Source organism: Brevundimonas sp. ABV4_179, from assembly GCF_056311945.1.
The window spans coordinates 3,320,337-3,340,308 of record NZ_CM149976.1; the positions used below are offsets into that span (position 1 = coordinate 3,320,337).

The window sequence follows — 19,972 nt, forward strand, 5'->3', positions numbered from 1 at the left end:
GTCCCATCAAGCTTGGCGTCTATTGTGGGGAAGGCCGCGCGCGATTGCGAGAGGACGCGAAAGACACGGCGCGCGATCCGATGTCGGCGCGCGTCGCGGGCGCCACAGTTTCGCCCCAGGACCGAAGATCAGTGTTGTTCAATCAACAACCGGAGGACGTCATGCCCCGTCTGGCCAGGATCGCCGCCCTGTCGCTGCTCAGCATCTCGTTCGCCGCACCGCCGGTCGCCCTGCCCTCCGTGGCTTTGGCCAAACCCCTGGATGGGGAGGCGACGCCGGCGGCCTGCGGCCCGCTGGGCTTCGACCTGGGACAGCCTGCGCCCGTGGTTGCCCCTCCGGTGGTGCGGCGGGTCGGGCCGCCGACACCGCCCATGAACATTGCGCCGACCCGCAGGGAGGACCGCGTTCCCTACGGCGCACCGCCTCCGCCGCCTCCGCCTCCGCCGCCGGCGCCTATGCGGCCGAACGTCATTCAAGGTTCATCGTCAGGGTCAGGCGCGGTGAACGACATCGTCGTATCCGGTTCTCGGGTCATGGCGTCGCCGGGCATGACGCCGCCGCCGGCCGACACCGAACGCTATCCCGACGCCACGCCCAATCCGGTGAAACGGACCAGCGACCAGCCGGTCTCGACCTTCTCCATCGACGTGGACACCGCGTCCTATTCCAATGTGCGCCGCTTCATCAGCGAAGGCCGGACGCCGCCCAAGGACGCGGTGCGGGTCGAGGAGCTGATCAACGCCTTCGACTACGACTACGCCCGGCCCACGTCGCAGAGCCAGCCGTTCGCCGTCACGACGGCCGTCGCGGCCTCGCCCTGGGCGACGGGCCGGCAGATCGTGCACATCGGCCTTCAAGGATATGAACTGCCGACGGACCAGCAGCGGCCGCTGAACCTGACCTTCCTGGTCGATGTGTCGGGGTCGATGCGGTCGCCCGACAAGCTGGACCTGGCCAAGAAGGCGATGAACCTGGCCATCGACCGGCTGCGGCCCCAGGACACCCTGGCCGTCACCTACTACGCCGAGGGGGCGGGCACGACGCTGCAGCCGACGCCCGGCGACCAGAAGCTGAAGATGCGCTGCGCGGTGGCCAGCCTGCGCGCATCCGGCGGCACGGCCGGGGCGACCGGCATGACCAACGCCTATGACCAGGCCCAGGCCAGCTTCGCCCGCGACAAGGTCAACCGCATCCTGATGTTCACCGACGGCGACTTCAACGTCGGCGTCACCGACGACAAGCGGCTGGAGGACTATGTCGCCGACAAGCGCGGGACCGGCGTCTATCTGTCGGTCTATGGCTTCGGACGCGGCAACTATCAGGATGCGCGGATGCAGGCCATCGCCCAGGCCGGCAATGGGGTCGCGGCCTATGTCGGGGACCTGAGGGATGCGCGTCGCCTGTTCGGCCCGGCGTTCGACAAGGGCGCCTTCCCCATCGCCGACGACGTCAAGATACAGGTCGAGTTCAACCCCGCCCGCGTCGCCGAATGGCGTCTGATCGGCTATGAGACCCGGCTGCTGAACGAGCAGGACTTCAACAACGACCAGGTCGACGCAGGCGAGGTCGGATCGGGCGCCAGCGTCACGGCCCTGTACGAGATCACCCCGGTCGGCGGGCCGGCCCAGATCGGCGAGCGCCGCTATCCCGACAATCGGATCGGCGTGGGCGGCGGCGATCCGAACGGCGAGATCGGCTTCATCCAGGTGCGTTACAAACAGCCGGGCCAGAGCCGGTCGGACTTGATCCAGCAGCCCCTGACCAATCGCACGACCGGCCCCGTCAGCGCCCAGCCGCCCGAGGCCACGCGGTGGGCGCTGGCCGTCGCCGCCTTCGGGCAGAAGCTGCGGGGCGATCCGTGGATGGCCGGCGATTATGGCTGGGACCGGATATTGGATCAGGCGCAAGGGGCCAGGGGCGACGATCCCTATGGCGACCGTGCCGAATTCGTCCAACTGGTGCGGGCGGCCGAGACCCTGCCCCCGCGGCGAACGCCCTGATCGGAACCGCCACGCTCGCGGCGGGTTTTCAGCGCAACCTTCAGCTCAGGAAACCCGCCATGAAAATTCGCGACGTGATGACCAAGGACGTTCACCTGGCCCGCCCCGGCGACACCCTTCAGGACGTCGCCAGCCGCATGGCCAAGGGCGGCTTCGGCTTCGTGCCCGTGGCGGACGGCGATCAGTTGATCGGCACGATCACCGACCGCGACATCGTGGTGCGCGCCCTGGCGACCGGCGCCGCGCCGTCGGCGACGGTGGTGGAGTTCATCACCCGCGACGCCCAGACCGTGCTGGACACCGACGACCTGAAGGTCGTGCTGGATCTGATGGGATCGAAGCAGATCCGCCGTGCGCCCGTGGTGGACAAGCACGGCCGCGTGGTAGGCGTGGTGTCGCTCGGCGACCTGTCGACGCGGGTGAAGGAGAAATACGCCGGCGAGACGCTGGAAAGCATCTCGCGTTAAGGTCTGCGTAACCGCGCCCTGACACCGCGCGTCAACGATCGTCATCCATCCTGGCCGTTGGTTTCGGAGAATGGCATGGCGCGCGCGCAGTTCCAGAAGGGTCAAAAGGTCTGGGTCGAGTGCGTCGGCGCCTGGGCGTTCGTCGAACAGGTTCAGCCTGTCTGGGCCAAGGGGTTCGACGAGCCCGTGCGCGTCACCTACGACGTCGGTCTGGGGCGCGAGTTCACGGCCAACGAACTGATGCTGGCCGCCGACGATCCCGGCGCGGACCAGGGCGGCGGCGACTGGCGCGTGCTGCGCGCCCGCAACAAGTGGCAACAGCCTGAGGATTGCCTGCATCACCCCCAGCCCGGCACCTATCCGGTGGTCGTGACGGACCGCGCCGACTGGGGCGGCTGGCGCGTGCCGGGCGCCGAATACGACCGCGACCCCCAGCAGATCGAGCGTCAGGCGCGTCTGATCGCGTGCGCGCCCCAACTGATGCAGGTGGCGCAGGGTCTGGTGGACCTGGTGTCGGAAAACCCCGACGACGCCCCGCCCGCCGTACTGGGCCTGGCGCGGCAGGCCCGCGGCCTGCTGCAGGGCGTGAACCGGGTGCTGGAAGCCGCGCCCGAGCGCCTGCCAGCCCCGGCCGTCCTGGCCTAAATCGGCCGAAAAGACCCCGCGAAGGGTCGACACGAATCCGCGACGCAGCCTAGATTCCCGTCTCAGCCGGTATTGGTCGGGAGGGGTGGCTTGCGCGACGCGGAGCGGCGGGAACATGGGCGAGGGCGGCGCGCGTCCGACCGCGCCCCTGGCGCGCCCGCCTGGCTGCGCATCGGCGTGCTGGTCGCCGCCCTTCTGTCCACGGGCTTTGGGCTTCTGGCGTCTCGTGAAATCAGTCGGCCAGCGCGCGAGGCGGATCGACTGACGGCCGAGAACCTGATGCTGAACGCCGGCCTGGCCGCCAGCCGCATCGAGGTCCTGACGCGCGCGGCCGACGCGGGCCTGACCGCAGCCGCCGCCGCCGCAGGCCGCCCCGCCGTGGAAATGATCGATGCCGCACGTCGCGCGGCGCCGGATGTCGGCTTCACCCTGATCGGGCCGGACGAAACGGTGCTAGCCCAGGCGGGCGACGGCGCCCTGCCCGCCGCCTCGGCCCTGACCCCAGCCGGTCGTCTGGAGGCGCGCATCACCGCGCCGCTGGCCGAGGCGAAGGGCGTGCGGATCGTCTCGCCCGCCGGCGTGGTTCTGGCGTCGCCCCGCGCCGCCGAGATCGGCCAGCCGATCCGCGCCCTGATCGGCGCGGACATCGCGACGCTTGCGCCCCTGACCGCGCCCGCCCCCCTGTCCATCGGCGGCCAAAACCGGCTGACGGCGACGGCGCGCGCGGGGGCGCAGGGCCCCTATGTCGTGGCGGTGTCAGACGATGCGACGGCGGGGATGATGGACGACGCCTGGCTGATCGGCGCGCCGCTGCTGCTGGGTCTGGCGGTCATAGGTCTGTTCGGCCTTTACGGCCTGCGCCGCAATCGCCAGCACCGCGAGCGGATCGCCACCGAAAAGCGGTTCCGCATCGCCGTGGAGGCCGCGCGGTGCGGCGTGTGGGAGTGGGATCTGGCCAGGAACGAGGTGTCCCTGTCCGACTATATGGCGACCCTTTTGGGCTTCTCACGCGGGGGCGCGGCCGAGGCGGAGGAGGTGATCGCCCGCGTCCATCCCCGTTTCCACGAGGATTTCCGCCACGCCCTGCGCCAGGCGGCGGCCTATGGCGCGTTCGAGATCACCTTCCCCGTACCCGGCGCGGACGGGCGCACGCGCTGGATCGACGCGCGAGGCCAGGCGCGCGGCCCGCGCGGCGACACAGGCTTTACGGCCATTCTGGGCGTGGCGCTGGACATCACCGAGGCCCGTCGCGCCAGGGCCGCCGCCCAGGCCGCCGAGAGCCGCCTGCGCGACGGGGTGGAAAGCATTTCCGAGGCCTTCGTCCTGTTCGACCGTCAAGGTCGGCTGATCCTGTGGAACCAGGCGTTCGAGGACGCCTTCGGCTTTGGGCGCGGCGTCGTGCGGCGCGGGGCGCTGAAGGACGAGTTGAACCGCATCGCCGCCCTGGCCATCAAGGCCGAGCATCCGCCGGCCGGCGGCCGGGCGGGGCTGCGCGAGGTCGAACTGCACGACGGGCGCTGGCTGCAGCTGTCGGAACGTTTCACCTCCGAGGGCGGCTCGGTCGTCACCGCCGCCGACATCACCGCCATCAAGCGCGAGGAGGCCGAGCGCCGTCGCGCCGCCGACGACCTGCGCGCCACGGTCGATCAATTGGAATCCAGCCAGGAGAAGCTGTCGCTGCTGGCCCGCAAATACGAGGTCGCCATGACCCGGGCCGAGGCCGCCAACCAGGCCAAGTCCGAGTTCCTGGCGAACATGAGCCACGAGTTGCGGACCCCGCTGAACGCCATCAACGGTTTCTCGGAGATCATGGCCAGCGAGCTGTTCGGGCCGCTGAACGAGAAATACAAGGGCTACGCCGCCGACATCCTGAAATCGGGCCAGCATCTGCTCAGCCTGATCAACGACGTCTTGGACATGGCCAAGATCGAGGCCGGCAAGATGACCCTGCACTATGAGGCCGTGTCGTTGCAGGCGGTGTGCGAGGACGCGGTGCGCCTGATGCGCGGCAAGGTGCAGGACGCGGGGCTGACGATCGCGGTCGAGGCCGACGACCTGCCCGACATCGAGGCCGATCAGCGCGGCGTCAAACAGGTGATGCTGAACCTGATCTCCAACGCGGTGAAGTTCACGCCCGAGGGCGGGTCCATCGTCGTGTCGCTGCAACCGTTCCAGGGACCGGCGGGCGAGGGGCGCGTCCGCGTCGCCTGCGCCGACACCGGCATCGGCATCGCGCCCGAGGACCTGGTGCGCCTGGCGCGCCCGTTCGAACAGGTCGAGGGCCAGCATTCCAAGACCACCCAAGGCACCGGCCTGGGCCTTGCCCTGACCAAGTCCCTGATCGAAATGCACGGCGGTCAGCTGAGCATGGAAAGCCAGCCGGGCGTCGGCACCGTGGTCAGCTTCGACCTGCCGGTGAAACGCCCCGATCAGACGGTGCAGCCGATCCGGGCGGCGTTCGCGGCTTAGGGCGTTTCTCCATCGAAGCAGGGATTATCTAGCTTCAAAAAGGCCAATTGTGACGTAGGGCATGCGAAAAACTTATCCCCAAACAACCTCACCCTTCGCAACCACAAGTTTACAATAGCTGTGCGATCTGCATCGCCGCATTGATAACTGGAAAACGCTGCATGACTGTCGATTGGTCGACTACCACGGATTGGGTTCAAGCTGTTGGAAGCATAGCTGCGGTTTGGGCAGCATTTGCAATTTTCTCCCGACAAAACAGAGAGCATATCGCCCGAGAGAAAGATGCTGCCGAAGCAAAGATTACCGCTGTTCGCGCCGTGCTAACACGCTCCTATGAAGCTGTCAGGCGAGCGCATTCTAAAATGACGCGGAACGCTAAGGCGACGTTCGCCCTCGGGAATGTCAGCGCCACCGAAGAAGACTTAGACGAGTGCATTGATCTGCTCTGCAATGTCCCATTGTTCGAAATGCCTAGTACCGACCTCGTGACACGAGTGATGGACGCCAGGTACTGGTTGATCACCGCCCGTCGACGAACTGAGAAGGTGCGTCAAACCCTTGAGAAAGGCACTTCGATGGATAAGGATCTCTACAAGGTCCCGCTTGAACACCTGACCAAAGCCGCGGACTTCTGAGGCGCTTTAAACCAACTCCACGCCCATCGCTGTCGCTTCGCCGCCCCCGATGCAGAGGGCGGCCATGCCTTTGGTCTTGCCGTGGGCCTTCAGGGCGGACAGGAGGGTGGTCAGGACGCGGGCGCCCGATGCGCCGAGCGGGTGGCCCAGGGCGCAGGCGCCGCCGTTGACGTTGATCTTGTCGTGGGGGATGCCCAGTTCCTGCATGGCGATCATCGGCACGATGGCGAAGGCTTCGTTGACTTCCCACAGATCGACGTCGTCGGCGGTCCAGCCCGCCTTCTTCAGCGCCTTCTGCAGGGCGAAGACCGGGGCGGTGGTGAACAGGTGCGGTTCGTGGGCGTGGGCCGCCTGGCTCACCACGCGGGCGACGGGCGTCAGGCCCAGGGCCTCGGCCGTCGACTGGCGCATCATGACCAGGGCGGCGGCGCCGTCCGAGATCGAGGCGGCGGAAGCGGCGGTGATGGTGCCGTCCTTGCCGAAGGCGGGCTTCAGATTGGGGATCTTGGACGGGTCGGACTTGGTCGGCTGTTCGTCGCGGTCGACGGTGATCGGACCTTTGCGGGTCTTGACCTCGACCGGCGCGATCTCGGCGTTGAAATCGCCGGAATCCTGCGCCCGCTTGGCGCGTCCGGCGCTTTCGATGGCGTAGGCGTCCTGCTGCTCGCGCGTGAACTGATAGACCTTGGCCGTGTCCTCGGCGAACTGACCCATCAGCTTGCCGGGGGTGTAGGCGTCCTCCAGCCCGTCCAGATACATGCTGTCGGAAATGACGTCGTGGCCGATGCGCGCGCCGCCGCGGTGCTTCTGCATCAGATAGGGGGCGTTGGTCATGGACTCCATGCCGCCCGCCACGATGACGTCTGCGGAACCGGCGGCCAGGGCGTCATGCGCCATCATCGCCGCCTGCATCCCTGAACCGCACATCTTGTTGATGGTGGTCGCCTCAGCCGAGACGGGCAGGCCCGCGCCCATGCCCGCCTGGCGCGCCGGGGCCTGGCCCAGACCGGCGGGCAGGACGCAGCCCATGATGATCTGCTCGACCTTGGCGGCGTCCAGACCGGCCCGCTCCAGCGCCGCCTTCACCGCTGCGGCGCCCAGGTCGGTGGACTTGGCGTCCGACAGCGCGCCCTGAAAACCGCCCATCGGGGTGCGGGCGTAGGAGACGATGACGACGGGATCGGCGGACGACATGGCGGTTTCCTGTTTAATCTTGGAAAGACAGATAGCGAACCGACCGGATCAGGAGAAGTGCAGTCGGCGATACTTGCCCCGGAAATAAAGCAGCGGGTCGCGGCGCGGTTCGAACCGGGCGCGGGTGACGCGGCCGATGAAGACCAGATGGTCGCCCGCCTCTACGATCTGGTCGGTGGCGCATTCGAAACTGGCCAAGGCGCCCGACAGAATGGGGGCGCCGGTGTCCCAGGCCTCCCACGCCACGTCCTGGAACCGGTCGCCGGGGCGCGCGAAGGCGCCCGACGTCGGTTGCTGGCCGATGTGCAGGACATTGATGGCGAAATGCGCCGCCTGGCGGAACCGCTCCACATTGGCGGACGACCGGGCCAGGCAGAAGAGGATCAGCGGCGGGTCCAGCGACACCGAGGAGAAGGAGTTGGCCGTCAGGCCGATGGGCTGCCCCTCCTCGTCCAAGGTCGTGACCACCGTCACCCCCGTCGCGAAACAGCCCAGTGCGTCCCGCAGGGTGCGCGGGTCGGACCCGGCGTGATAGTGCAGCGCCTCGCGCGGGGCATGACGTTCCAGAAAGCCGATCAGGGCGTCTTCCGCCTCGCTGGTGTCAGCGCCGTCGTCGCGGGCCATGAGCCGAACGGGCAGGTCGAGCGCCGCAGGGTCCGGTGGCGACTGCACCGGCGCATCGGAGGCCGAGATCACCAGACAACTGGCCAGGGCCGCGCCGGTGACCTGCAGCGCCGGGATCACGGACGGCAAGCTGGCCTCGGCGCAGATCAGGGCGGGGCGGGACGGCAAATCGGTCAAGAGGCGCCGAAGCTGGCCCGTCGGATCGTCCGCCCTATCGAAGGCGGGGGCGATCAGGACGTGGCGGCCGGCCTCCGTCAGCGCACGCACCGACCGCCGCCAGTCGCCGAACAGGGCGTCGGGCCGACCGATCAGCAGCACGATGGGATCCTCGGGATCGCCCCAGCTTTCGACGTCCTGGCCCCCGATGCGGGGCGGCGATTGGGTCATGGCGTCAGAACGGTCCGGTCACGGGGGCAACGGCCTCTCATAAGGGAAGTGGACGGGTCGATGCTAGCGGCGGCGGCCGGTTCGGCGGCAACCAAGCGCGCCGACCGTCGTTCTTTCGGCTCGAAACAGAACACGAAGGCTATCTATCATGACCTCTCCCCGCACCGTTCCGACCCGTCTGGCGCTGGCCGGCGCCACCGCCCTGGGCCTGACGCTGACGGCCGGCGCCGCCTCGGCCCAGACCCCGACCAATCAGGATCGACTGGGGGCCGTCGTCGGCGCCCTGTTCGGCGACCGGCTGGGCTTATCGGCCATGGACCAGGCCTGGCTGCGCGGCGGTCGGCCCTTACGTGACGGCCAGACGCAGTTCACCGGCCGGGTGGATGCTGGCGTCCGCGCCGGAACCGTGTCCGCCTCGGCCGCCACGCGGTTGAGGGCCGACTACACCGCCCTGGTCGATCTGGAGAATCGCTACGCCGCCGACGGCATTTCGGCCCAGGAACGCGCCGATCTGAACGCGCGCTACACCGCCCTGACCCAGACGCTGGACTCGGGCGCGGCGGGCTATGGCGACGTCAGCACAGTCGCGGAAGGCCGCGCCGCCTTCGACGCGCGGGTCGACGCCGCCGTCACGGCGCGCCGCATCACGCGCACCGAGGCCACGCGCCTGAAGGCCGATTATCAGGCGCTTATCCAGGTCGAGAACCGCTATAAGGCCGACGGCTCGATCAATGCGACGGAGCGCGCCGATCTGGACGCGCGCCTGGATGCGCTGGACCTGCGCGTCGGCGACGGCCCGGCCGGCCAGACGCCGACCACCGCCCTGCCCGCCCGCACCCGCCTGGCGAACCTGGAAGCCAGCGTGACGACGGCCGAACGCGCCGGCGCCGTCACCCGCGCCGACGCGGCCGACATCCGGGTTGAACTGGGCGACCTGACGCGTCTGGAAGCCGCCTACAGCCGCACCAGCCCGTCCTCGGACGACACCGCCTATCTGACCCGCCGCATCGGCGATTTGGAAAGCCGCGTCCGCCGCTGATCGAAGACGTCGCCCCGGGCCGGATGATCGGCCTGGGGCGTGGCGTCAGACCGCTTCGGCCCGAACCTGCATGACCAGCGACAAGGTCTGTCCCGGCGCCAGAACGGTCAGGCCATGGTCCTCGTCCCTCGGGGCGTTGTGAGCGTCGGGACGGTGGGTGACAGGTTCCACGCATACGAAGTCGGCCACGACCGGGGCGTAAACCTGCACCCATCGCGCCGGGGCTTCGGACGATAGGATGATGCGCCGGTCGGCGCCGCTCAGGACGGCGGCGCCGTCCCACCCCGCATAGGCATGATCCACAAAGGACGCGGCCTTCAAGGCCCGCCCCCCGGACCAATCGGCGACCGCGCCCGGCTGGACCAGACGATGCGGTATCGCCCGGTCGTCGGTCGCCCAGACTCCGGTGGCGTTCAGCGTCAGAACCGCATCGGCGGATCGATGGAAATAGGGGTGCAGGCCCAGGCCCGCCGGCATCGCCTCGTCGCCCGTATTGATGATGGTCAGGGTGATCGTCAGCCCGTCCGGCGCCAGCGAAACATGCTGATGCGCGCGCCACGGCCAGGGCCAGCCCTCAGGATCGCCCGGCCACTCCAGCTCCATCTCGACCGCTTCTGGCGTCTGGCGCGTCACGGTCCATGATGAAAGCCACCCGTCCCCATGCAGGGCGTGCGGGGCGAACCGCTCCAGCGGGGTCAGCCGGACGGACCGGCCGCCGAACGCAAAGCGGCCGTCCGCGATCCGGTTGGCGTAGGGGACCAGAGGAAAACAGGCCGTCTGCAGAATGTCTTCGCCCGCGTCCGGCGTCGGCCGAAATACCGGACGGCCCAGCCAATCCAGACTGAGCATCGCCCCGCCTCGTTCCGGCGCCACGGTCGCGCGCCAGTCCCCGGCCTGAAGGACGATCACAGGCGTATCCGATGGAGCGCCAGGCCGGGCGTCTCGACCCGGACGTGATAAAGCCCGCCCAGGGTCGGTTGTTCGGCGCGCTTGTCCGCATTCCCCAGCCAGGCCGTGGTCATATAGAGGTCGCGCAGGTCAGGCCCGCCAAAGGCCGCCTTGGTCACCGTCTGAACCGGCGCTTCGATCTTGGCCAGAGGCGCGCCGTCGGGCGCGAAACGCGCCACGCCCCAGCCGTTGAACAGGCCGACATGCAGCACCCCGTCGGCGTCCATGCTAGGTCCGTCGGCATAGCCGTCCTCGGTCATGGCGAAGACGCGGCGGTTAGACAGGGCGCCCGCCTCATGATCGAACGCCAAAATCGTCTTCTTCACCGTGTCGTGGTGATAGAGGGTTCGGGCGTCCGGGCTGAGGCAGGGGCCGTTGGTGACGCCATAGCCGTCGTCGTGGCGCGTCAACTCGCCCCGGAACCAGCGATAGAGGGCCCCGCTCTCGACCTGTTCGCTGTCGTCCATCGAACCGAACCACAGCGAGCCGTCGGGCGCCACGAAGCCGTCGTTCAGCCGGTTCTGCGGTCGGTCCTCTTCCACCGGCTGAAAGCGCGAGAAATCGCCTTCGTCGGGATGGAAGCGATACAGGCCGCCACGCACGCCGCAGACCAGCGACCCGTCCTCGGCCGGCAGGGCGAATCCGGTCTGGTCAGGCGTGTCCCAGGACCGCTTTTCGCCCGTCGTCGGCGTATAGCGGTGCAGCTTGCGGCCCTTGATATCGACGAACCACAACACCTGGCGCTCGACATCCCAGACCGGGCCTTCGCCCAGTTCCGCCTGGAGATCCCAGACAAGTTCGGGCATGCTGCTGCTCATTGGCTTGGAAACTCCATCGTTCGCGCCGGTCGAAGCACGAGACGTCGACGTCGGTTTAGTGGTTGTCGCGCGGCAGGCCCAGGGTGTCGACGATGCGGTGGTATTTGACGGCGGGTTCCAGCACAGCGCCGGTCTCCAGTTGTCCGACCACGGCGCGCTGCATCTCCTGCCAGGGCGTCTGGGAGGCGGGATAGCTGTAGCCGCCCGCCGCCTCGAACGCCTGGCGACGTTCGGCCAGTTCCTGATCCGAGATCAGGATGTCGGCGCGACCCGTGTTCAGGTCGATGCGCACCCGGTCGCCGGTCTTCAACAGGGCGATGTTGCCCCCAGCCGCTGCTTCGGGCGAGGCGTTCAGGATGGAAGGGGAGCCGGAGGTGCCCGACTGACGCCCGTCGCCGATACAGGCCAGGGCGCTGACGCCCTTTTTGATCAGATAGGCCGGCGGCCGCATGTTCACGACCTCGGCCGCACCCGGATAGCCGATGGGACCAGCGCCGCGCATGAAGAGCAGGGTCTGCTCTGTGACGCCCAGGCTCTCGTCGTCGATGCGGTGGTGGTAATCCTCTGGCCCGTCGAACACCACGGCGGGGCCTTCGAAGGCGTTCGGGTCTTCGGGATTGGACAGATAGCGTTCGCGGAACTCGGGCGAGATCACGCTCAGCTTCATGATGGCCGAGTTGAACAGGTTTCCGCTGAAGACGACGAAGCCGGCGTCAGTCTTGATCGGGGCGTCGAAGGTCTTGATGACGTCGGGCAGGACGATCTCGGCGCCCTTGCAGTTTTCGCCCATGGTCTTGCCGGTGACGGTCAGGGCGTCTTCGCGGATCAGTCCCTGTTTCATCAGTTCCGACACCACCGCCGGCACGCCGCCGGCGTGGAAATAGTCCTCGCCCAGATATTCGCCGGCGGGCTGGAGGTTGACCAGCAGCGGCACGTGCAGCCCCTCGGTCTGCCAGTCCTGCAGCGGCACGTCGACGTGGGCGTGGCGGGCCAGGGCGGTGAGATGGATCGGGGCGTTGGTGGAGCCGCCGATGGCGGAGTTGACAACGATGGCGTTGTGGAAGGCGTCCTTCGTCAGGATGTCGGACGGCTTCAGATCCTCGCGCACCATCTCCACGATGCGCAGGCCCGTTTCGTAGGCCGACTGGGCGCGCTCGCGATAGGGCGCCGGAATGGCGGCCGAACCGGGCAGCGACATGCCCAGGGCCTCGGCCAGCGAGTTCATCGTCGTCGCCGTACCCATGGTGTTGCAATAGCCGACCGACGGGGCGGACGAGGCCACCAGTTCGATGAAGCCGTCATAGTCGATCTCTCCGGCCGCCATCATCTGACGCGCCTTCCAGATGATGGTGCCGGACCCGGTGCGCTCGCCCTTGTGCCAACCGTTCAGCATGGGGCCGACCGACAGGGCGATGGCGGGAATGTCCACGGTGGCGGCGGCCATCAGGCAGGCGGGCGTGGTCTTGTCGCAGCCGATGGTCAGGACGACGCCGTCCAGCGGATAGCCGTAGAGGCTCTCCACCAGCCCCAGATAGGCCAGGTTGCGGTCCAGGCCCGCCGTTGGCCGTTTGCCGGTTTCCTGGATGGGGTGAACCGGAAACTCCATGGCGATGCCGCCCGCCTCGCGGATGCCCTCGCGCACCCGCTCGGCCAGGACCAGGTGATGGCGGTTGCACGGCGACAGGTCCGAGCCGGTCTGGGCGATGCCGATGATCGGCTTGCCGGACTGCAGCTCCCTGCGCGTCAGGCCGTAGTTCAGATAGCGCTCCAAATACAGCGCCGTCATGTCCGGGTTCTCGGGGTTGTCGAACCAGGCGCGGCTGCGGAGCGGCTTCTTGGGCTTTGAGGTGTCGGTCATTCAGGTCCAGCCGCCGTCGACGACATAGTGTTGATTGGTGATCGCCCCCGCCTCGTCAGAGCTCATGAAGACGACGACGCGGGCGATGTCGTCGGGCACGAGCCGGCGCTTCAGGCACTGGTTGGCGTAGATGTCTTTCTCGGTCTCCGGCGTGACCCACAGCTCCAGCTGGCGCTCGGTCATGATCCAGCCGGGTGCGACGGCGTTCACCCGCACGCCGAAACCGCCGAAGTCGCGCGCCAGCGAGCGGGTCAGCCCGATCACCGCGGACTTGCACGCCGTATAGGCCGCCATGCCGCCCTGGCCGATGACCCAGGAGGTCGAGCCCAGATTGACGATGGCGCCCTTCCCCGTCGCCTTCATGTCCGGCAGCACGGCCTGGGCGGCGAAGAACTGGTGCTTCAGGTTCACGGCCATGCGGCCGTCCCAATAGTCCTCGGTGACGTCCAGCGTCTCGTGACGTTCGTCGTGGGCGGCGTTGTTGATCAGGATGTCGATGGGGCCGAAGGCGTCGCGGACCGTCTGGATGGCCGCCTTCAGCGCGGAAATGTCGGTCAGGTCACAGGCTGCGAACCGGGCGCCGGCGCCGAGCTCGGCCGCCATGGCCTCGCCGCGCGCCGTGTCGATGTCGAGAAAGCCGACCCTCGCCCCCTGGGCGTGAAACGCGCGAACGATCGCCGCGCCGATGCCGCCGGCGCCGCCCGTGACGATGACCACCTTGTCTTTCAGGTCCGAATAGATGGCGGCCATCAGCGTTCTCGCGCCTCCCAACGCCCGCCAACAAGGCCGACGCGCGACATTTCACAAATGAAAGTCGTTACTGTCAGCGAAAATGACGGGCGTCGACGATGGTGTCAACGGCGTTTGATCACGCCTGCGAAACCGCGCTCATCTGAGAAGAAATCGCCGAGGCGGCGCCCACCAACCGGGAGGCCGCTTCATCCTTGGTGCAAAGCATCGGCGCCTGCTCGATGAAGGGAGTGATCAGGGTGGCGATCACGCCGTCCGCCCCCATGATCGGCGCCACCAGATCGGTCACGCCCTTCACGAAGTCGCTGGCGCGCTCGACATGATCGCCCTGAGTCATGGCCATCGCGCGTTCGATGAAGGCTTCGACAGCCTCTGGCCCGTGTTGGGCGACAAGGCGGGCCTTCAGATGCGCGCGCGCCTGATCGTTGGCGCGCGAATAGAACATCAGGCCGGAGGTGGCGTGCAGGATGCTGCGGCGATAACCGATCCGCACCGAATACCCCAGGTCGCCAGGGCTCTCGATGCGGGCGATCACCACGATCTGGTCGCCCGAAGGCACCACCAGATGGCAGGACTGCAGGGTTTCAGCGGCCAGGTCCCGCATCGCCGGCAGGGCGACATCGGCCAACGACTTAATCGGCGCCTGAGTCATGCCCAGCGTGAACAAGCGGTTGGTCAGGCTGTAACCGTCCGAGGACTGTTCGATATAGCCGCGAAACTCCAGCACCTGGATCATGCGGAACAGTTCGCTGACCGACCGGCCCAGCGTGACCGACATCTGCGACGGGGTCATAGCCTGCCCCTGAGCCGACAACAGTTCCAGCACGTCCAGCCCCTTTTCCAGCGCAGGGGCCCGGTATTTTCTCTCGTCGTCGGGAGGCAGATCCGTCATGGTGATCCTGTCGCAAACGGTTGCGGCGCACGCTCGCCCATGTCGAGCCTGAAATCCAGCGCCAAGCCCGCTAGATTACCGCAGATGAAACTGCGGCGCATATATAAAATCCCGTTGCGGGAATGTCAGGCCTGACATAGGCTGCGTTCGAACGCTCGATTTCAGGGCGCAGGGGGAATACGCACCATGTCGCTCGCGGGCATCGATCTGGCGATCCTGGCCATCTACGCCGTCTTCATCTTCGGCCTGGCCCAGTGGGTGTCGCGAAGCAAGAGCGGCGAGCAGAAGACATCAACCGACTATTTCATGGCGTCCAAGAGCCTGCCGTGGTGGGCCATCGGCGCGTCCCTGATCGCCGCCAACATATCGGCCGAACAGATCATCGGCATGAGCGGATCGGGCTATGTGATCGGCCTGGGCATCGCGTCATATGAATGGATGGCGGCGCTGACCCTGCTGATCGTGGGCAAGTTCTTCCTGCCGATCTTCCTGCGCAACGAGATCGTCACCATGCCGCAGTTCCTGCAGCAGCGGTACGGACCGACGATCCGCAACGTGATGGCGGTGTTCTGGCTGCTGCTCTACGTTTTCGTCAACGTGACCTCGATCCTGTGGCTGGGCGCCATCGCGGTGCACACCGTCACGGGCTTCAACCAGGACTACGCCATCATCGCCATCGGCGTCTTCGCCCTGGCCTATCAACTGTGGGGCGGGCTGAAGGCCGTGGCCCTGACCGACATCGTGCAGGTGGCTCTGCTGGTCTGCGGCGGTCTGATCATCGGCTTCATCGCCCTGTCGACCATCGGCGGCGCGGGCGGCGCCGTGGCGGGCTTCCACACCCTGCTGACCGAGTTCCCTGACAAGTTCGACATGATCCTGTCCAAGGACAATCCGCACTATCAGGAACTGCCGGGCATCGCCGTTCTGCTGGGCGGCCTGTGGGTCATGAACATCAGCTACTGGGGCTTCAACCAGTACATCATCCAGCGCGCCCTGGCCGCCAAGTCGCTGCCGGAAGCGCAGAAAGGCATCGCCTTCGCCGCCTATCTGAAGCTGCTGATGCCGGTGATCGTGGTGCTGCCGGGCATGGCCGCCCTGATCCTGGCCCCCAATCTGGCCGCGCCGGACCAGGCCTATCCGACCATGATGAACCTTCTGCCGGTGGGTCTGAAGGGTCTGGTCTTCGCGGCCCTGATCGCCGCCATCATCGCCTCGCTGGCGTCCAAGGTGAACTCGATCTCCACCATCTTCACCCTGGATCTCTACGCCAAGATTCGGAAGGACACGCCCGAGCATCAGTTGGTCACGGTCGGTCGCATCGCCGCCGTCGCCGCCGTCATCATCGGCATCCTGACCGCCCGTCCGCTGCTGGGCGGTTTCGATCAGGCGTTCCAGTTCATCCAGGAGTTCACCGGCTTCTTCACCCCCGGCATCGTGGTCATCTTCATGCTGGGCCTGTTCTGGAAGCGGGCGTCCGAAGCCGGCGCCCTGACCGCCGCCGTCGGCTCGGTCGCGTTGTCGGCCATCTTCTGGTGGCTGCAGGAGACGGGGCAGTTCATCTTCCCCTTCATGAACCGGGTCGGCGTTGTCTTCGTCGTCTCCCTGATCGCGGCGGTCGTCGTGTCCCTGCTGGTCCCGGCCAAGCCCGACGCGATGAAGATCAAGCTGGACCAGATCAGCTATCGCACCTCGCTGGGCTTCAACCTGGCGGCCGTGGGCGTCGTGGCCTTCCTGATCGTCGTCTACACGATCTGGTGGTGAGGTGAGCGGGCCGCGCCTGATCGGCGTCGATTGGGGCACCAGCAATCTGCGCGTCATGCGGATCGCCGAAGGCGGCGCAGTGCTGGACAGCCGATCCGATCCGCGCGGCGCCGGCGGCCTGAGCCGCGATCAGTTCCGCCCGGTGCTGGAAGAGGTCGCCGGCGACTGGCTGAGCAACGGCCTGCCGGTGATTGTCGGCGGCATGGCGGGCGCCCGGGGCAGGTGGCGCGAGATGGCCTATGCGCCCTGCCCCGCCGGTATCCAGGAACTGGCGCGTGCGGTGGAGCGGCCCGACGACGCCGCCTTCGTCGCCCTGATCCCCGGCGTCGCCGCCTATCGCGACGGGCGGCTGCACGATGTGATGCGGGGCGAGGAGACGCAGGTCATGGGCCTGGACGCACCCTCAGACGCGGTGGTCGTCGCGCCGGGCACGCACAGCAAATGGATTGAGACCCAGGCCGGCCGCATCGTCGGTTTCCGAACCTTCATGACGGGCGAACTGTTCGGGGCGATCCGCAAGGGCACGATCCTGGGCGCCGACATGGGCGAGCCGGGCGTAGACGACGACGCCTTCGCCGCCGGGGTCGGGCGCGCCTTCGCCGATCCGGCGATCACCGCCGTCCTGTTCTCGGTCCGGATCGACGGCCTGGCTGGGCGGCTGACGGCCGGGGCGGCGGCGGACTATCTTTCCGGCCTGCTGATCGGGGCCGAGGTCGCCGCTCAATCCGCCATGAACGACCGCCCGGTCGTCCTGATCGGGGCCGAGGCCCTGTGTCATCGCTACGCCGCCGCCCTCGCCATGGGCGGTTTTCAAGATGTCCGCACGGCGGACGGAGCCGCCGCCACGGCCCGAGGTCTGTGGCGCATTCACGAGGCCGCATCCCGATGATCCCTGTCGCCATCGAAAGCCTGGACGCCCTGCCGCTGATCGCCATTCTGCGCGGGCTGACGCCGGACGAGGCGGTGGAGGTGGGCCAAGCCATCGTCGCCGCAGGCTTCACCTGTCTGGAAGTGCCGCTGAACTCGCCCGAACCCCTGGAGAGCATTCGCCGTCTGCGCGCCGCCTTGGACGGCCGCGCCCTGGTCGGCGCCGGCACGGTGCTGAGCGTCGAGGCCGCGCGACAGGTGGCGGAGGCGGGCGGCCAGCTGATCATTTCGCCCAACACCAACGCCGAGGTGATCCGCCAGACCAAGGCGCTGGGCCTTTTGTCCCTGCCCGGCTTCTTCACCCCGTCCGAAGCCTTCGTGGCGCTGGACGCCGGAGCCGATGCGCTGAAGCTGTTCCCCGCCGAAATCGCGGGCCCCAAGGGGCTGAAAGCCGTCCGCGCCATCCTGCCGGCCGATACGCGCGTCTATGCGGTCGGCGGGGTCGATCCCGACAGCATGGACAGCTGGCGCGCCGCCGGCGCCTCGGGCTTCGGCATCGGCTCGGCCGTGTTCAAGCCGGGCCAGGACGCCGAGCACGTCAACCGCAACGCCCGGTGCTTCGTCACAGCCTGGCGTCGCGAAGCCTGACGCCCCTTACGCCGGCGCGCCGCTGGCGTGACGCAGGATGTCAGGGATCAGGGCGAACGGCGCCGAACCGTGGTCGGCGTTCGGAGCCTGTTTGAAGACCGCGCCATCGGGTTTCGCGGCCACCCAGCCGGCGATGCGGTCGCGCATGTCGCGCCCCGTCTCGGCCTCGCCGCAGCCGATCAGCAGGTCGGGCGTGGCGATCATTGGCGAGGGCGTCGACCACCACAGGGACGGGCTGACGGCGATCCAGCGGGCGAACAGGGCGGGGTCGGCTCGAAGCGTCTCCAGCACGAACAGACCGCCCGCCTTCCTTATCCTGATTTTCCGCAGCGGGGCGCGGGGATGAGCCTTATCGTCGAGCATCTGACCGCCCGCTATGGCGAGAGGACAATCCTGTCGGACGTGGCGCTGCAGCCGCTGGCGGCGGGTCAGGTCGTGTCGCTGATCGGTCCGAACGGGGCGGGCAAGACCACCCTGATGCGCGCCGTCGCGGGCCTGACGCCGGCGGCGGGACGGGTCATGCTGGACGGGCTGGACCTGAATCGGATGTCCATCGCCGAGCGGGCGCGCCATGTCGCCTATATGCCCCAGACCCTGCCGCAGGACGTGGCCCTGACGGTGCTGGAGACCGTGATCGCGGCGCTGGAAGCGTCGCCCTCCGCCTCCGGTTCGGCCCAGGCCGAGGTCCGCGCCCTGGCGGCGCTGGAGCGGGTCGGGGCGGTCGATCTGGCGCTAAAGCGTCTGGACCGGCTGTCGGGCGGCCAGCGCCAGATCGCGGGCCTGGCCCAGGCCATGGTCCGCCAGCCGCGCGTCCTGCTGCTGGACGAACCGACCAGCGCCCTGGACCTGCGGCATCAGTTGGAGGTGTTTCGCCTGGCCCGCGACTATGCGCGCGAGAACGGGGCGGTGGTGGTGATTGTGCTGCATGACCTGCAGGCCGCCGCGCGCGTTTCCGATCGGATCGTGGTGCTGGCGAACGGCCGGGTGCAGATAGAGGGCGCGCCGGCCGAGGCCGTGACTCCCGCCGTCCTGGCCGATGTCTGGCAGGTGCGCGCCCGGGTGGAACCCTGCGCGCGGGGTCAGATCCAAGTGATGGTGGACGAGGTGCTTTAACCGCGACGTGCGCTGACGATCCAGGCGGCGCCGTCGATCCAGACGCCATCGAGACGGAGCTTGCCGGCGAAGGCCAGACGCACCGCCGCCATGGCCTGAGCGCGCACCGGGCCCGATACGCCCCTCAACGCCCGCTCCAGCGGCCCGACGCGGATCGCATGATCGACCGCATCGTCCAGTGCGGCGTCGGCCGTGTCGCCCACGCCGAAATGGACCGGACTGTCGAACGGCCGGATATCGATGTCGGCATAGCCGGCGTCGAGAAGAATGCGTGCGATCCGGTCGCGGTCGCCGAAGGCGAAGGGTCCGGGCGCCTCGGGATCGGCCGGGGCCGGCGCCGACACGAGGTCGCGTATCGCCGCCATCGGCAGGCGGGTCCAGTCGTTCTCGGCCGCGCCGCGCCAGCAGACGAAGGCCAGCCGCCCAGCCGGCTTCAGCGCGCGGCGCAGATTGGCGAAGGCCGCGACCGGATCGTCGAAGAACATCACGCCGAAGCGCGAGACGATCCGGTCGAAGTCGGGCGTGAACTCGGCCCGGGCGGCGTCGGCCAGGCGAAACTCCACCGCCTCGCCACTTTGCGATGCGGCCAGGTCCAGGGCGCGCCCGATCAGGGCCGCCGAGATGTCCATCCCCACGACCCGACCGGAGGGGCCGACGCGGGCGGCCATGTCGAAGGTGGTCGCCCCGGCGCCGCAGCCGACATCCAGCACATGGTCGCCCACGACCGGGGCGGCGGCGCGCGCCAGGGCCGCGCCATAGGCCGCCAGCATCCGGTCCAGCCGGTCCTGGTTCTCGACCCACCGCCGCCCGTTGTCGCCGTTCCAATCCAGCGAAGGCGAGACCGCCGGCCCGCTCAT

General features: G+C 68.1%; 19 protein-coding genes. 10 read left to right on the forward strand and 9 right to left on the reverse strand.

Annotation, left to right across the window (positions count from 1 at the left end; genetic code table 11):
* Positions 1-161 precede the first annotated feature (161 nt).
* The 5 genes from ACYX4P_RS16335 to ACYX4P_RS16355 all read left to right on the forward strand — a co-directional run bounded on the left by ACYX4P_RS16335 (position 162) and on the right by ACYX4P_RS16355 (position 6,216).
* Positions 162-2,000, forward strand: a complete 1,839-nt coding sequence (locus ACYX4P_RS16335; RefSeq protein WP_248118173.1) for a vWA domain-containing protein — start codon at positions 162-164, stop codon at positions 1,998-2,000.
* A gap of 59 nt (positions 2,001-2,059) precedes the next feature.
* Positions 2,060-2,467: a CBS domain-containing protein gene (locus ACYX4P_RS16340; protein WP_248118175.1), complete on the forward strand. Its 408-nt coding sequence runs from the start codon at positions 2,060-2,062 to the stop codon at positions 2,465-2,467.
* A 75-nt stretch (positions 2,468-2,542) separates the two neighbouring features.
* Positions 2,543-3,112, forward strand: coding sequence for a hypothetical protein (locus ACYX4P_RS16345; protein WP_248118176.1), 570 nt, complete (start codon positions 2,543-2,545; stop codon positions 3,110-3,112).
* Positions 3,113-3,202: 90 nt separating this feature from the next.
* A complete protein-coding gene (locus tag ACYX4P_RS16350) occupies positions 3,203-5,581 on the forward strand; it encodes a PAS domain-containing sensor histidine kinase (RefSeq protein ID WP_248118178.1) in 2,379 nt (792 codons plus the stop codon).
* Positions 5,582-5,742: 161 nt separating this feature from the next.
* Positions 5,743-6,216, forward strand: a complete 474-nt coding sequence (locus ACYX4P_RS16355) for a hypothetical protein (protein ID WP_248118180.1) — start codon at positions 5,743-5,745, stop codon at positions 6,214-6,216.
* Between the two features lie 6 nt (positions 6,217-6,222).
* Here the strand turns inward: ACYX4P_RS16355 and ACYX4P_RS16360 are convergent, their stop codons facing one another.
* Positions 6,223-7,410 carry an acetyl-CoA C-acyltransferase gene (locus ACYX4P_RS16360; RefSeq protein ID WP_248118182.1) on the reverse strand — a complete coding sequence of 396 codons (1,188 nt, stop codon included), beginning with the start codon at positions 7,408-7,410 and terminating at the stop codon, positions 6,223-6,225.
* 48 nt (positions 7,411-7,458) lie between these two features.
* A complete protein-coding gene (locus ACYX4P_RS16365; RefSeq protein ID WP_248118184.1) occupies positions 7,459-8,421 on the reverse strand; it encodes a flavin reductase family protein in 963 nt (320 codons plus the stop codon).
* A gap of 148 nt (positions 8,422-8,569) precedes the next feature.
* Between ACYX4P_RS16365 and ACYX4P_RS16370 the strand changes: the two genes are divergently transcribed.
* On the forward strand, positions 8,570-9,460 hold the full coding sequence (locus ACYX4P_RS16370; RefSeq protein ID WP_248118186.1) for a hypothetical protein: 891 nt from the start codon (positions 8,570-8,572) through the stop codon (positions 9,458-9,460).
* Between the two features lie 45 nt (positions 9,461-9,505).
* Here ACYX4P_RS16370 and ACYX4P_RS16375 read toward each other — a convergent pair whose 3' ends face one another.
* The 5 genes from ACYX4P_RS16375 to ACYX4P_RS16395 form a co-directional block, all read right to left on the reverse strand.
* Complete coding sequence (locus ACYX4P_RS16375; protein ID WP_248118187.1) at positions 9,506-10,369, reverse strand: aldose 1-epimerase; 864 nt, start codon at positions 10,367-10,369, stop codon at positions 9,506-9,508.
* The gene (locus ACYX4P_RS16380) at positions 10,366-11,214 is read right to left on the reverse strand and encodes an SMP-30/gluconolactonase/LRE family protein (RefSeq protein ID WP_248118189.1); all 849 of its coding nucleotides are present in this window, start codon (positions 11,212-11,214) and stop codon (positions 10,366-10,368) included. Before ACYX4P_RS16380 ends, ACYX4P_RS16375 begins: the two co-directional genes overlap by 4 nt.
* A gap of 67 nt (positions 11,215-11,281) precedes the next feature.
* A complete protein-coding gene (locus ACYX4P_RS16385; RefSeq protein ID WP_248118191.1) occupies positions 11,282-13,084 on the reverse strand; it encodes an IlvD/Edd family dehydratase in 1,803 nt (600 codons plus the stop codon).
* Positions 13,085-13,834, reverse strand: a complete 750-nt coding sequence (locus ACYX4P_RS16390; protein WP_248118193.1) for an SDR family NAD(P)-dependent oxidoreductase — start codon at positions 13,832-13,834, stop codon at positions 13,085-13,087. It lies immediately after the preceding gene.
* 118 nt (positions 13,835-13,952) lie between these two features.
* Complete coding sequence (locus ACYX4P_RS16395; protein ID WP_248118195.1) at positions 13,953-14,726, reverse strand: IclR family transcriptional regulator; 774 nt, start codon at positions 14,724-14,726, stop codon at positions 13,953-13,955.
* A gap of 186 nt (positions 14,727-14,912) precedes the next feature.
* Between ACYX4P_RS16395 and ACYX4P_RS16400 the strand changes: the two genes are divergently transcribed.
* From ACYX4P_RS16400 to ACYX4P_RS16410, 3 genes are read left to right on the forward strand one after another with little or no spacing between them, the layout of a single operon-like run.
* Positions 14,913-16,487 carry a sodium/sugar symporter gene (locus tag ACYX4P_RS16400; RefSeq protein ID WP_248118196.1) on the forward strand — a complete coding sequence of 525 codons (1,575 nt, stop codon included), beginning with the start codon at positions 14,913-14,915 and terminating at the stop codon, positions 16,485-16,487.
* A gap of 1 nt (position 16,488) precedes the next feature.
* Positions 16,489-17,376: a 2-dehydro-3-deoxygalactonokinase gene (locus tag ACYX4P_RS16405; protein ID WP_248118198.1), complete on the forward strand. Its 888-nt coding sequence runs from the start codon at positions 16,489-16,491 to the stop codon at positions 17,374-17,376.
* The gene (locus ACYX4P_RS16410) at positions 17,373-18,002 is read left to right on the forward strand and encodes a 2-dehydro-3-deoxy-6-phosphogalactonate aldolase (RefSeq protein WP_248118200.1); all 630 of its coding nucleotides are present in this window, start codon (positions 17,373-17,375) and stop codon (positions 18,000-18,002) included. Before ACYX4P_RS16405 ends, ACYX4P_RS16410 begins: the two co-directional genes overlap by 4 nt.
* A 6-nt stretch (positions 18,003-18,008) precedes the next feature.
* Here the strand turns inward: ACYX4P_RS16410 and ACYX4P_RS16415 are convergent, their stop codons facing one another.
* Positions 18,009-18,365 carry an alpha/beta hydrolase gene (locus ACYX4P_RS16415; protein ID WP_248118202.1) on the reverse strand — a complete coding sequence of 119 codons (357 nt, stop codon included), beginning with the start codon at positions 18,363-18,365 and terminating at the stop codon, positions 18,009-18,011.
* On the opposite strand from ACYX4P_RS16415, the gene ACYX4P_RS16420 reads away from it, so the two are divergent.
* Complete coding sequence (locus ACYX4P_RS16420) at positions 18,345-19,115, forward strand: ABC transporter ATP-binding protein (RefSeq protein ID WP_248118204.1); 771 nt, start codon at positions 18,345-18,347, stop codon at positions 19,113-19,115. The genes ACYX4P_RS16415 and ACYX4P_RS16420 overlap by 21 nt on opposite strands.
* On the opposite strand, the gene ACYX4P_RS16425 is transcribed toward ACYX4P_RS16420, so the two are convergent.
* Entirely contained in the window at positions 19,112-19,972 is an 861-nt protein-coding gene (locus ACYX4P_RS16425) for a class I SAM-dependent methyltransferase (protein ID WP_248118206.1), read from the reverse strand. The two genes, ACYX4P_RS16420 and ACYX4P_RS16425, sit on opposite strands and share 4 nt — an antisense overlap.

Bases quoted from the DNA above. Each gene is read 5' to 3' on its own strand.
- ACYX4P_RS16340 (WP_248118175.1), top strand. From the start codon at position 2,060: ATGAAAATTCGCGACGTGATGACCAAGGACGTTCACCTGGCCCGCCCC.
- ACYX4P_RS16365 (WP_248118184.1), bottom strand. From the start codon at position 8,421: ATGACCCAATCGCCGCCCCGCATCGGGGGCCAGGACGTCGAAAGCTGG.
- ACYX4P_RS16360 (WP_248118182.1), bottom strand. From the start codon at position 7,410: ATGTCGTCCGCCGATCCCGTCGTCATCGTCTCCTACGCCCGCACCCCG.
- ACYX4P_RS16345 (WP_248118176.1), top strand. From the start codon at position 2,543: ATGGCGCGCGCGCAGTTCCAGAAGGGTCAAAAGGTCTGGGTCGAGTGC.
- ACYX4P_RS16400 (WP_248118196.1), top strand. From the start codon at position 14,913: ATGTCGCTCGCGGGCATCGATCTGGCGATCCTGGCCATCTACGCCGTC.
- ACYX4P_RS16380 (WP_248118189.1), bottom strand. From the start codon at position 11,214: ATGCCCGAACTTGTCTGGGATCTCCAGGCGGAACTGGGCGAAGGCCCG.
- ACYX4P_RS16335 (WP_248118173.1), top strand. From the start codon at position 162: ATGCCCCGTCTGGCCAGGATCGCCGCCCTGTCGCTGCTCAGCATCTCG.
- ACYX4P_RS16415 (WP_248118202.1), bottom strand. From the start codon at position 18,365: ATGCTCGACGATAAGGCTCATCCCCGCGCCCCGCTGCGGAAAATCAGG.
- ACYX4P_RS16425 (WP_248118206.1), bottom strand. From the start codon at position 19,972: ATGAGCGGGCCGGCGGTCTCGCCTTCGCTGGATTGGAACGGCGACAAC.
- ACYX4P_RS16355 (WP_248118180.1), top strand. From the start codon at position 5,743: ATGACTGTCGATTGGTCGACTACCACGGATTGGGTTCAAGCTGTTGGA.
- ACYX4P_RS16390 (WP_248118193.1), bottom strand. From the start codon at position 13,834: ATGGCCGCCATCTATTCGGACCTGAAAGACAAGGTGGTCATCGTCACG.
- ACYX4P_RS16370 (WP_248118186.1), top strand. From the start codon at position 8,570: ATGACCTCTCCCCGCACCGTTCCGACCCGTCTGGCGCTGGCCGGCGCC.
- ACYX4P_RS16410 (WP_248118200.1), top strand. From the start codon at position 17,373: ATGATCCCTGTCGCCATCGAAAGCCTGGACGCCCTGCCGCTGATCGCC.
- ACYX4P_RS16385 (WP_248118191.1), bottom strand. From the start codon at position 13,084: ATGACCGACACCTCAAAGCCCAAGAAGCCGCTCCGCAGCCGCGCCTGG.
- ACYX4P_RS16420 (WP_248118204.1), top strand. From the start codon at position 18,345: ATGAGCCTTATCGTCGAGCATCTGACCGCCCGCTATGGCGAGAGGACA.
- ACYX4P_RS16395 (WP_248118195.1), bottom strand. From the start codon at position 14,726: ATGACGGATCTGCCTCCCGACGACGAGAGAAAATACCGGGCCCCTGCG.